The sequence below is a fragment of the Dissulfurispira sp. genome (assembly GCF_036745535.1).
In the GTDB taxonomy this organism is placed as follows: domain Bacteria; phylum Nitrospirota; class Thermodesulfovibrionia; order Thermodesulfovibrionales; family Dissulfurispiraceae; genus Dissulfurispira.
Genome location: NZ_DAIOFX010000003.1, coordinates 61,466 through 72,378 on the forward strand (window position 1 = coordinate 61,466; position 10,913 = coordinate 72,378).

The following is a 10,913-nucleotide window of genomic DNA, read 5'->3' on the forward strand; positions in this document are numbered from 1 at the left end:
TTAATAACTTAATAACTTAATTACTTAAAATAGAACAAGGAGGAAAAATGGGAAAGGCAATAGGAATAGATCTCGGCACCACAAACTCGGTTGTTGCAGTTGTGATCGGCGGCGAGCCGGTAGTAATACCCAATCAGGAAGGCAACAGGACAACGCCTTCTGTTGTTGCATTCACAGAAAAGGGCGAGAGGCTTGTCGGGCAGATAGCAAAGAGGCAGGCCATAACAAACCCCGAAAATACCATATTTTCCATAAAAAGGCTGATGGGCAGAAAGTATAATTCCTCGCAGGTTGACCACGCAAAAAAGAGGCTTCCGTATCGTATAGTCGAGGCGCCGAACGGTGACGCACATGTAGAGGCAAGGGGCAAGAAGTATTCTCCACCCGAGATATCTGCCATGATACTCCAGAAGCTGAAACAGGCAGCAGAAGACTATCTCGGAGAAACCGTTACAGAAGCGGTCATTACTGTCCCTGCATATTTTGACGACAGCCAGAGGCAGGCAACAAAGGATGCAGGACAGATTGCAGGGCTCAATGTCTTGAGGATTATTAATGAGCCTACTGCAGCGGCTCTCGCATATGGACTTGAAAAGAAAAAAGAAGAAAGGGTTGCTGTATACGACCTCGGAGGAGGAACCTTTGATATCTCGGTGCTCGAAATAGGAGAGGGCGTCATAGAGGTTAAATCTACAAACGGCGATACATATCTCGGCGGCGATGACTTTGATCTGAGGATCATCGATTGGGTGGTCGAGGAGTTCAAAAAGGAGCAGGGAATAGACCTCAAACAGGATAAGATGGCTCTCCAGAGACTGAAGGAGGCTGCTGAAAGGGCAAAGATAGAGCTTTCCACAGCATCAGAGACAGAGATAAACCTGCCGTTTATAACTGCCGATGCCACAGGACCGAAGCATTTATTGATGAAGCTCTCAAGGGCAAAGTTCGAGCAGCTCACAGATGACCTTGTACAGAATACTATAGGGCCTTGCAAAATGGCGCTTTCTGATGCAGGTTTTTCCACAGGCAATATCGATGAGGTTATACTCGTTGGAGGACAGACAAGGACGCCAAAGGTGCAGCAAGTGGTGCAGGAATATTTTGGGAAAGAGCCCCACAAGGGCGTCAATCCCGACGAAGTTGTTGCAGTTGGCGCTGCTATTCAGGCTGCTGTTTTAAAGGGTGAGGTAAAGGAAGTCCTTCTTCTGGATGTAACTCCCCTGTCCCTTGGTATCGAAACCCTCGGCGGCATATTTACAAAGATGATAGAGAGGAATACGACAATACCCACAAAGAAATCCCAGATATTCTCCACGGCATCCGACAATCAGCCTGCCGTTACCATTAAAGTCTATCAGGGAGAGAGGGAAATGGCTTCAGACAACAAGCTGCTCGGGGTATTCGAACTTGTTGGAATACCTCCTGCACCGAGGGGCGTGCCTCAGATTGATGTTACATTTGATATTGATGCGAACGGCATACTCCATGTCTCTGCAAAAGACCTTGGCACAGGAAAGGAGCAGTCCATAAGGATTACTGCATCCAGCGGTCTTACAGATGAAGAGATAAAAAGGATGATGCGCGATGCAGAATTACATGCAGCAGAAGACCATAAGAAAAAAGAGCTGGCTGAGGTAAGGAATAATGCTGATACCCTCATCTATTCTGTCGAGAAATCTGTTAAGGAATACAGCGACAAGCTTACAGAGGACGAGAAAAAGGATATTGAGGCTGCCCTCGAAAAATGCAGGAAGGTCAAAGAATCCAGCAGCGATGCATCTGAAATTAAGACAGCGATAGAGGAGCTTACAAAGGCATCCCACAAGATTGCCGAGCATGTATACAAGGCAGCGCAGCAACAGCAGGTCGGTGCAGGGGCAGGAGCAGAGTCCAAGGCCAAATCTACGGAAGAAGAGGTTGTTGAAGCAGAATTCGAGGATGTGGATAAGAATAAATAATGAAAGATTATTATAAAATTATTGGAGTCAGCCGGAATGCCACTCAGGACGAGATTAAAAAGGCATTCCGGCAACTCGCCTTAAAATACCATCCTGATAGGAATCAGGGCGACAAAGAGGCAGAGGAAAAATTCAAGGAGATAAACGAGGCATACGCATGTCTTGGTGATGCTAAAAAGCGCGCCAATTACGACAGGTACGGCACACCAGAGGGCTTTGGTGCAGGCGCTGGATTTGGAGGATTCGAAGCCGGTGCAGGCACTGGATTTGGCGGCTTTACAGATATATTCGAAGACATATTCGATGACTTCTTCGGCACATTTGGCGGATATAAAAAGGCAAAGCCCACAAAGGGCGCTGACCTAAGATACAACCTCAACATAACCCTCGAAGATGCTGCCTTCGGCTCTGAAATTACCATAAAGGTTCCGAGGTGGCAGCCATGCGATGTATGCAGTGGAACAGGCGCTGAACCAGGCACATCACCTGAAACCTGCCCCAATTGCAAAGGAACAGGACATATAAGATTCCAGCAGGGATTTTTCAGTGTTTCAAAAACATGCGGGAAGTGTCATGGCACGGGAAGGATAATCACAAGTACATGCAAGAGTTGCAAAGGGAACGGTAAGGTCAGGGTTCAGAGGGAAATATCGGTAAAGATACCAGCAGGAGTTGACAATGGCTCACGGTTGAGACTGAGCGGTGAAGGTGATTTCGGAAGTTATGGCGGCCCTCCCGGAGATTTGTATGTGGTCATAAATGTAGATGAACATTCATTCTTCAAAAGGGATGGCATGGACATTTACTGTCAGGTGCCTTTATCCTTTCCAAAGGCTGTTTTCGGAGGCGAGATAGAAGTCCCAACGCTGAACGGGCCTGCTAAACTCAAGATTCCTGCAGGCACATCTTCAGGAAAATCCTTCCATCTAAAGGGCAAAGGCATGCCGAGACTCGGAAGCCACCAGAGGGGAGACCAGATAGTAAGCGTTTATATAGATGTGCCGAAAAAACTCACTCCGCGGCAGAGGGAACTCCTCGAAGAATTCGCACGCATAAGCGAGGAGAATGTAGAGGAGACAAAGGGGTTTAAGAATAAGCTGAAGGACCTGTTTTCGGTGTAGATATCTTTGAGAATATTCGTTCCCCCTGAAGATATAGCAAAAAAAGAAGGCATTAAACTTAATGTCGACAAATCTCATTATCTCATTTCTGTTCTGAGATGCAAAAAAGGCGATGTTATTACAATCATTGACGGCAAAGGGAAGGCATATGAGGCTGGGGTTGCTGAGATTGCAAAGAAACATGTTTTCATAAACATACTCCGTGAAATGGCACTGTATACCGAATCTGCATTAAATCTTATCTTATGCCAGGGAATACTGAAGGGCGAGAAAATGGATTTGGTTATTCAAAAGGCTACCGAACTTGGAGTAAAAGAGATAATTCCGCTTATTACTGAAAGGTGTATTGTTAAGGAGACGAGAAAGGTGAAGAGGTGGCAGAAGATTGCAGAGGAGGCTGCAGAGCAGTGCGGAAGGACAGTTATCCCGACTGTTCATGAGCCGATTCAATTTAATGAATTTTTGGAGGGTCAAGACAATGAAAAAAAAGGAGTGATGGAGTATTGGAGTAATGAAAAGATGAACGGACTTATTTTCTGGGAAGAAGGAGGAATATCTTTGAAAGAGGCGGTTCTTAAAATTTCTCCTTCACCGATTCACCCATTCACCGATTCACCCATTCACCTTTTTGTCGGCCCTGAAGGCGGTTTTACAGTCGAAGAAGTAAAGCTGCCAGAGGAGCATGGGCTTATCAGAACGACACTCGGCAAACGGGTTCTCCGTGCAGAGACAGCGGCAATTGTATCGGTGGCATTAGTGCAGTTTTTGCTTGAATCCTGAGAAATTGGCCTTAAATTCTGCTATAATAGTCACAAAAATCAGAAAGGAGCATTACGCACATAGAAAGCAAGGCTAAGGCAATAGAGGCTGCACAGGCGGCACTGGATAAAAAGGCAAAGGACACAGTCGTCCTCGAATTAAAGGACCTTACGATAATTGCAGATTATTTTGTCGTCTGCTCTGGCGAAAGCACCACACAGGTCAAGGCAATCGTCGAAAATGTGGAGAAGAAATTAAGGGGACACAGGCAAAAGCCAGCGGGCATCGAAGGCTTGAATACTGCCCGATGGGTTTTGATGGATTATGGAGATGTAATTGTCCATGTCTTTGAAGAAAAGACAAGGGCGTATTATGAGCTTGAGAAGTTCTGGCTGGATGCACCGAGGATACAAGTAAGTGAGAAGCTGGAAGTCAGAAGTGAGAAGTGAAAATTAGGATATTCTGGGTGGGCAGGACAAAGGAGCGGTATCTGATTGAAGGAATTAATCACTACCTTAAATTGCTAAGACACATGGCTCAGATTTCTATAATAGAGATAAAAGACGAAAAAGGGAAGATAAGGGATGAGGCACGTTCCATGGAGGGCAGGAGGATATTGAAACAGACAGATTCTTATATATTGCTCGATGAGCGCGGGAAAGAATTTAGTTCGATAGATTTTCCCGATATTTAAATGATAAAAGCAGTGTCGATTTTGTTATGGGCGGTGCATTAGGGGTTTCTGATGAAGTCAGGGAGAAGGCGTCAGATACTATTGCATTGTCAAAGATGACCTTAACTCATGAAATGACGAGATTGGTATTTCTGGAGCAGCTTTACAGGGCAATGACCATTATAAAAGGTAAGAATTATCATTATTAATGTCAGAGATATTAATAACAACTTAGAAATTTTGTAAAAAGGGGGGTTTTCGCAAGGGGACAAAGTCCCACTTGCGAAGTGAACTGATGGGCAAGATAGCAATACTGATATTTTTGGTCTTTCTTGCAATACTCGGGTTTTTCGCTGTCGAGAATAAAGATATTGTGAGCATAAAGGTTCCTTTCGGAAGCAGTTATGAGATCCCGAAGATTGCCCTCATTCTCCTCTCTACAACCGTGGGCGCCCTTGCTGTACTCATTATTTTCTTTATACGCGATACAAAGCGGGTCATAGACAATCTCCAGTATCAGAAGAGGCAGAAAAGAGAGGCGAGGATACAGGAGTTCTATTCAAGGGCCCTGAATGCCATACTCGGCGATAAAGAAGAAGAGGCAAAGGATGCCTTGAAGGAGATACTCAAGGAAGACCCGGAGCATATAGATGCCCTTTTGAGACTCGGCGACATATCTCTCAATAACAAGGATTACAAGACTGCATTAGACTATTACAGAAAGGCAAAAGACATCGATCCAAAAAATCTGCAGGCGCTTCTTTCCATAGAGACAGTGACGGAGAGGATGCAGAGGCATGACGATGCCCTTAAATACCTCGATGAGATACTCGATATAGATTCTGAAAACCTTACTGCCCTTTACAGGAAGCGTGCAATCCTTGAAAAGAAGGATATGTGGGATGATCTCCTGTCCCTGCAGAGGACAATAATCAAGCTCGAGCACAGCGAAAGCGACAAGCAGCAGGAAGAACACAGACTGCTCGGCTATAAATATGAATATGCACGCTCAAGCCTCGAAAGCGGCGAATTGGAGAAGGCAGAAAAGGCATTCAGGACAATGATTAAGATGAATGACGGTTTTATCCCTGCTTATCTCGGCCTTGCAGAGGTCATCCTGACCAGAGGAGAAACAGAGGAGGCCATAAACTTCCTGGAAAAGGCATACGAGCAGTTGAAATCCATAATAATACTTGTACGCCTCGAAGACCTGCTCATCAATGTTGGAGAGCCGGGAAGACTGATACGGTTTTACAGGAATGCTATAGCGAAAAGCCCGCAGGACAACGGGCTGAGATTTCTCCTCGGAAAACTTTACTACAGGCTTGAGATGGTGGAGGATGCGATGGATTTATTGAATTCCATAGATACCAATGTTTTTTCCGTGCCAGAGCTTTTCAGCCTGCGGGGTGAATTGTATATAAAGAGAAACCAGATTCCAAAGGCGCTTGACGAGCTAAAAAAGGCATGCGGGATACGGCGTCCCTTCAGGATACAGTACTGCTGCTCCAATTGCGGTTTCAGGTCGGAGGACTGGTCAGGGAGATGTCCCCAGTGCATGGAATGGAATACTTACCGCCTTGATATATATGGCACCTGCGAAGCGTAAGAATAGTGATGAGTCATCAGTAATGAGTAACGAGTTAAAAGATAATAAAGTCTCAAAACCAAAAAGGAAAGGTTCAAAAATAACCCCATTACCCATTACCCATCACGCATCACAGCCGTTAAATGTTGTTCTGGATACGAGCCTCTTTGTAAATCCTGATGTGAGGACAAGTCTCGGTAGTAATCCCACAGAGGCTTTGGAGACATTTCTTTTCCTCGCAGCACAGATACACGTGCTTGAATTTTACATGCCTCCTTCCATTTTTGAGGAGCTTCTGCACTTTGTAGAGAGAGACAAAATACCTGCAGAGCTCCTCCTGATTTTGCACCAGAAGCCTCCGAAGAAACATGAATTGAAAACCCCAGCCTTTCTATTGTACGAGCTAATCGAGGATATAAGGGAAAGGGTGAATAAGGGGTTGAGGGTTGCAGAGAAGGCTGTAAGGAGTGCGGAGAGCAAAAAGGCTGATGAGATTATTCAGGACATGAGGAGGAAATACAGAGAGGCGCTGCGTGAAGGCATAATCGACAGCAAGGAGGACGTGGACCTGCTTTTGCTCGCAATGGAGCTTGATGCCCTGCTCATTACAGCAGACCATGGTCTGATAAAATGGGCTGAAAAGTTGGGCATACGATGGCTCTTTCCTGAGAAGTTCAAGGAATACCTGATGAGCGCCATAAAGAGGACAGAGTTAATCAAAAAATCCCTTGCCCATGAGCCTGTGCCTTAGTTTTCTTGTGCCCTTGATGTAGATCCTGTAAAACTTTGCCCTGTAATAATCGCCCGATTTTTCCACGGATACAAGCTGGGTGCGGACGCCTGAGCGGTTCAGGTGGTGTATTAATTCATCCACCGTATTTTTGTTTCTCACCCTTACATCAAAAAACTCCTTTACGCTTTCGCCTTCTGCCACTGCCCTTAAAGTCTCTTCTGGTATGAGGTACAATGCCTTTGCAGAGCTTATAAGATATTCGCTGCTGAACGGTATTCCGAATTCGTGGCAGAAAAACACAGCCCTCAATATCCTCTGCGTAAAGAAACCCGTGGGTAGCTCTGTGATGAGATGGGTTGTTGCCTGCAAATCCCTGAGACATGAAGATAGCGTGACATACTTTACCGGTTTGCCATCGGAAACAGGCTTGATCACTATTCCTTCCCTGCCATCCCTGTCCAGTTCGAGGATAATATTTTTTACGGCATCCACATCCGATGTGCCGCCCGATACATTAAACGGCCCCCATCTTCTTATCTGCTGCATATTAAAGCGTTCAAATATCCTGTAACGTTCTTCTACAGGCAAATGATTTCCCTTTTCATTTAGAAGGTCGAAGGCAAAGAGGACGACATCTTCATCGATATACGGGATGATTTCTGTATTGTAAGGACTTCCTGGACCCACGACCTCACAGCAGATTATGTATTCCGGATATTCATTGAAGAAATTAATGTCGATGAGGTCCTGTATTCTGTCTGTAGTAAATGGACATACAAATCCTCCCCGTGTAAATGCAATAGGAGTCTCGTTTATGGCAGCTACCCTCACATTGTATCCATCCACCTTTTCTTCGACATAGAATTTATTTTTGAAATATCGGTTTATTCCATTGGCAAGATGGAGTATCCTCATAATCTTCGGATAGCCAGGTATAATGCCTTTATCATAAAAAACAGTGCCCCGCGGATAGCATTTATATTCCTGCGAGAGCCTTACAAAGGTGATGTTATTGAACTGGGACGTGTGGAGGGATTCTCTTTCTTTGAGTGTTGTTATATCTTTTTCTGCGAGATGCTTTTCTAAGAAGTCAGGATAAGGTGTGTTCATCTTTGAAGTGTTTCTTCTTCTTCTTTTAATGCCTTTTCCATGAGTTTTCTCTTCTTGGACGGCACGACCTTTCCTTTCAAGGATGATACAGGAATCTTTTCTCTGGAAGACTTTTTGATTAATTTTATGGCTTCTTTTTTCATTTTTCAGGAAAATGAAATATCCCTAAAAAGTCTCCGACTTTTTAGGGCTGCAATGCCGAAGGCGGGAGTCGAACCCGCACGGCCTTTCGACCACTAGACCCTGAACCTAGCGCGTCTGCCAATTCCGCCACTTCGGCTGGTTTTATTTTACCATAAATCTTATAAATGAGGATGTGTTAAAATAATCAGGTTATGGAAGTGCAGGTATCAAATTTTATCCGCAATATTGTTGCAGAAGACGTTGCTGCAGGAAAGCATGGAGGCAAGGTAATTACAAGATTTCCGCCTGAACCTAACGGCTATCTGCACATAGGTCACGCTAAATCAATATGCCTTAACTTCGGTCTGGCTGCCGAATTCGGAGGATATTGCAACCTCAGATTTGACGATACAAATCCGACTAAAGAGGAACAGGAATATGTCGACTCCATCATAGAGGATGTCCGCTGGCTGGGCTTTGACTGGGGGGACAGACTATATTATGCATCAGACTACTTTGACAAGCTGTACGAATGGGCAGTGCAATTAATAAAAATGGGCAAGGCGTACGTCTGCGACCTGACCGCCGAAGAAATACGCGAGTACCGAGGAACTCTAACAGAGCCGGGCAAGGAAAGCCCATATCGCAACCGTTCTGTTGAAGAGAATCTCGATCTCTTTGAGCGTATGAGGAAGGGGGAATTCCCTGACGGCTCAAAAACCCTGCGCGCAAAGATCGATATGGCATCAGGCAATATCAACATGCGCGATCCTGTGATGTACCGCATCAAACACGAAAAACACCACAGGACAGGCGATAAGTGGTGCATATACCCTATGTATGATTATGCACACGGGCAGAGCGATTCAATAGAGGGCGTTACGCATTCCATATGCACAATGGAGTATGAAGACCACAGGCCTTTGTACGACTGGTTTTTAGACCAGTTGAATGTATTTCATCCCCAACAGATAGAGTTTGCACGCCTTAACTTAAGCCACACTGTATTAAGCAAGAGAAGACTTTTAAAACTGGTGAATGAGGGATACGTCAAAGGATGGAATGACCCGCGCATGCCGACCCTTGCAGGCATGAGAAGGCGAGGATACACGCCTGATGCAATCAGAAATTTCTGCAACCGCATCGGCATTGCCAAAAAAGAAAGCCTCGTGGATATGGGACTCCTTGAGTATTGCGTGCGCGAGCATTTAAACAAGGTTGCTCCAAGGGTAATGGCTGTGCTGCGCCCTCTTAAGGTGGTAATAGATAATTATCCTGAAGGTCAGGAGGAATTGCTGGATGCAATAAACAATCCTGAAGACCCGAATGCAGGAACAAGAAAGGTTCCATTCTCAAAGGTGCTTTATATAGAAAAAGACGACTTCATGGAAACCCCTCCAAAGCAATTCTTTCGTCTCGCTCCGGGACGTGAAGTAAGGCTGAGGTATGCCTATTTCATTAAATGCGAGAATGTTGTGAAGGATGAAAACGGAGAGATAGTCGAACTCCACTGCACCTATGATCCTGCCACAAGGGGCGGCGATGCGCCTGATGGCCGAAAGGTCAAGGCAACGCTGCACTGGGTCTCTGCTCCTCATGCCATCGAAGCTGAAGTCAGGCTTTATGATTACCTCTTTATTAAAAAAAATCCAAACGATGTTGAAGAGGGCAAAGACTTTACCGATTATATAAATCCAAAATCACTCGAAGTTTTGAAATCATGCCGTCTTGAGCCTTCATTGAAAGACGCAAAGCCCGGAGACAGATTCCAGTTCGAGCGCCTTGGCTACTTCTGTGTTGACACCGTTGATTCAACACCGGGAAAACCTGTCTTCAACCGCATCGTTACCCTGAAAGACGAGTGGGCAAAGATTCAGAAGGGGAAGAAGTAAGACTACAGATGTTGTATGAAAACCTACGACTATATTAACGGTTTCATGTATTTTGTGATAAGGCCTGATAAAAGCAGAGGCGATGGTACATTCATCTATTGTTCCGGCGTTAATTTGTTTCGTTTCCTCCCCATTACAAAGGGGCGGCATGGTCTTGGCTCAAATCCTGCCATGAGGGGCTTCAACTTGTAAATATGGGTATCAGGAATATGGCACTGTCAAAAGGAGCAACTCCAAAGGCTATTCGGGGAGATGACTGTGCAGGAATCGCTCCCACAAAAGAAAGCTGGTATGGAGAGCTTTTGCTGATAGAAAATGCCCCTGATTCATTTCCTGAAGATATTATCAATTACGGTGTTATTAACCTTCTGAAAAAAATTACAAAAGCCTGTATGCTTCAGGACGCTAATCCGCCTGACAGACTGCTTGAGCCAAAGGAGCTTCAGGGTTTTATAGAATCCATGTGCAGCAGATACGGGGATAAGCGTAACTAACCATCAGCTAACTGTTAGAGCTTTTTAAAGCAGTTATTTCCTCTAATCAAAAGACAGCCACGTACCTTTTGGGGATCTGATTTATCAATTGATATATGTGGTTTCTGTGGGCAATTAACGAATACGGACAAGAGGTAGCAGAAAAAATCTAAATAACTTTCTCGCCTCAGACAAAATTCTCGGGATAAAGAGCAATTTGCACATAGCGGCATTCTTTGCGGTAATGACCCTGCGAAAATAAATATAGTGAGAGAACATTTCCAAGAATATTCTCTCCTCGCAGAAAAGATTATTCGCCACTTGATTTTAAATGGTCATCCAAATTGGACCGAGTTAATACTTGCTGCTATTTAACGATAAAATCTATCTGACCGCATTCGTCGTTTGAATGCGCCGTATTAAGGGAGATGAAAAAGAGCGGCGCGCCGCTATCGGCTGATTTAAACATCAGCTAATTCCCTT

The 10,913-nt window shown here is 44.9% G+C and carries 11 protein-coding genes, 1 tRNA gene and 1 pseudogene; 10 read left to right on the forward strand and 3 right to left on the reverse strand.

Features of this window, described 5'->3' with window-relative positions; translation table 11 throughout:
- Positions 1 to 47 precede the first annotated feature (47 nt).
- The 8 genes and pseudogenes from dnaK to V7L97_RS01670 all read left to right on the forward strand — a co-directional run bounded on the left by dnaK (position 48) and on the right by V7L97_RS01670 (position 6,850).
- A complete protein-coding gene (dnaK, locus tag V7L97_RS01635; RefSeq protein ID WP_333652766.1) occupies positions 48 to 1,958 on the forward strand; it encodes a molecular chaperone DnaK in 1,911 nt (636 codons plus the stop codon).
- Positions 1,958 to 3,079 (forward strand): molecular chaperone DnaJ, encoded by a 1,122-nt coding sequence (gene dnaJ / locus V7L97_RS01640; RefSeq protein ID WP_333652769.1) that lies wholly within the window; start codon positions 1,958 to 1,960, stop codon positions 3,077 to 3,079. Before dnaK ends, dnaJ begins: the two co-directional genes overlap by 1 nt.
- 6 nt (positions 3,080 to 3,085) lie before the next feature.
- Positions 3,086 to 3,859 (forward strand): 16S rRNA (uracil(1498)-N(3))-methyltransferase, encoded by a 774-nt coding sequence (locus V7L97_RS01645; protein ID WP_333652773.1) that lies wholly within the window; start codon positions 3,086 to 3,088, stop codon positions 3,857 to 3,859.
- Positions 3,860 to 3,939: 80 nt separating this feature from the next.
- Entirely contained in the window at positions 3,940 to 4,287 is a 348-nt protein-coding gene (gene rsfS / locus V7L97_RS01650) for a ribosome silencing factor (RefSeq protein ID WP_333652825.1), read from the forward strand.
- Complete coding sequence (locus tag V7L97_RS01655) at positions 4,284 to 4,532, forward strand: 23S rRNA (pseudouridine(1915)-N(3))-methyltransferase RlmH (RefSeq protein WP_333652776.1); 249 nt, start codon at positions 4,284 to 4,286, stop codon at positions 4,530 to 4,532. The genes rsfS and V7L97_RS01655 overlap by 4 nt, the downstream gene beginning before the upstream one ends.
- An 11-nt stretch (positions 4,533 to 4,543) precedes the next feature.
- Positions 4,544 to 4,720 (forward strand): annotated as a pseudogene (locus V7L97_RS01660) (23S rRNA (pseudouridine(1915)-N(3))-methyltransferase RlmH); the annotation flags it as partial.
- A gap of 86 nt (positions 4,721 to 4,806) precedes the next feature.
- The gene (locus V7L97_RS01665) at positions 4,807 to 6,120 is read left to right on the forward strand and encodes a tetratricopeptide repeat protein (protein ID WP_333652778.1); all 1,314 of its coding nucleotides are present in this window, start codon (positions 4,807 to 4,809) and stop codon (positions 6,118 to 6,120) included.
- A 22-nt stretch (positions 6,121 to 6,142) separates the two neighbouring features.
- Positions 6,143 to 6,850, forward strand: coding sequence for an RNA ligase partner protein (locus V7L97_RS01670; RefSeq protein ID WP_333652780.1), 708 nt, complete (start codon positions 6,143 to 6,145; stop codon positions 6,848 to 6,850).
- Here V7L97_RS01670 and V7L97_RS01675 read toward each other — a convergent pair.
- From V7L97_RS01675 to V7L97_RS01685, 3 genes are all read right to left on the reverse strand, one after another.
- The gene (locus tag V7L97_RS01675; RefSeq protein ID WP_333652782.1) at positions 6,812 to 7,942 is read right to left on the reverse strand and encodes an RNA ligase; all 1,131 of its coding nucleotides are present in this window, start codon (positions 7,940 to 7,942) and stop codon (positions 6,812 to 6,814) included. The two genes, V7L97_RS01670 and V7L97_RS01675, sit on opposite strands and share 39 nt — an antisense overlap.
- Complete coding sequence (locus V7L97_RS01680) at positions 7,939 to 8,085, reverse strand: hypothetical protein (protein WP_333652784.1); 147 nt, start codon at positions 8,083 to 8,085, stop codon at positions 7,939 to 7,941. The genes V7L97_RS01675 and V7L97_RS01680 overlap by 4 nt, the downstream gene beginning before the upstream one ends.
- 53 nt (positions 8,086 to 8,138) lie before the next feature.
- Positions 8,139 to 8,222, reverse strand: a tRNA-Leu gene (locus tag V7L97_RS01685).
- A 55-nt stretch (positions 8,223 to 8,277) separates the two neighbouring features.
- Between V7L97_RS01685 and V7L97_RS01690 the strand changes: the two genes are divergently transcribed.
- Positions 8,278 to 9,957: a glutamine--tRNA ligase/YqeY domain fusion protein gene (locus V7L97_RS01690; protein ID WP_333652786.1), complete on the forward strand. Its 1,680-nt coding sequence runs from the start codon at positions 8,278 to 8,280 to the stop codon at positions 9,955 to 9,957.
- Between the two features lie 209 nt (positions 9,958 to 10,166).
- Positions 10,167 to 10,451, forward strand: coding sequence for a hypothetical protein (locus V7L97_RS01695; protein ID WP_333652788.1), 285 nt, complete (start codon positions 10,167 to 10,169; stop codon positions 10,449 to 10,451).
- The last annotated feature ends 462 nt before the right edge of the window (positions 10,452 to 10,913 follow it).

What these genes read in the sequence shown, in the direction of transcription:
- V7L97_RS01665 (WP_333652778.1), top strand. Translation starts at nt 4,807, where the DNA reads ATGGGCAAGATAGCAATACTGATATTTTTGGTCTTTCTTGCAATACTC.
- V7L97_RS01695 (WP_333652788.1), top strand. Translation starts at nt 10,167, where the DNA reads ATGGCACTGTCAAAAGGAGCAACTCCAAAGGCTATTCGGGGAGATGAC.
- dnaJ (WP_333652769.1), top strand. Translation starts at nt 1,958, where the DNA reads ATGAAAGATTATTATAAAATTATTGGAGTCAGCCGGAATGCCACTCAG.
- V7L97_RS01690 (WP_333652786.1), top strand. Translation starts at nt 8,278, where the DNA reads ATGGAAGTGCAGGTATCAAATTTTATCCGCAATATTGTTGCAGAAGAC.
- V7L97_RS01670 (WP_333652780.1), top strand. Translation starts at nt 6,143, where the DNA reads ATGAGTAACGAGTTAAAAGATAATAAAGTCTCAAAACCAAAAAGGAAA.
- V7L97_RS01680 (WP_333652784.1), bottom strand. Translation starts at nt 8,085, where the DNA reads ATGAAAAAAGAAGCCATAAAATTAATCAAAAAGTCTTCCAGAGAAAAG.
- V7L97_RS01675 (WP_333652782.1), bottom strand. Translation starts at nt 7,942, where the DNA reads ATGAACACACCTTATCCTGACTTCTTAGAAAAGCATCTCGCAGAAAAA.
- dnaK (WP_333652766.1), top strand. Translation starts at nt 48, where the DNA reads ATGGGAAAGGCAATAGGAATAGATCTCGGCACCACAAACTCGGTTGTT.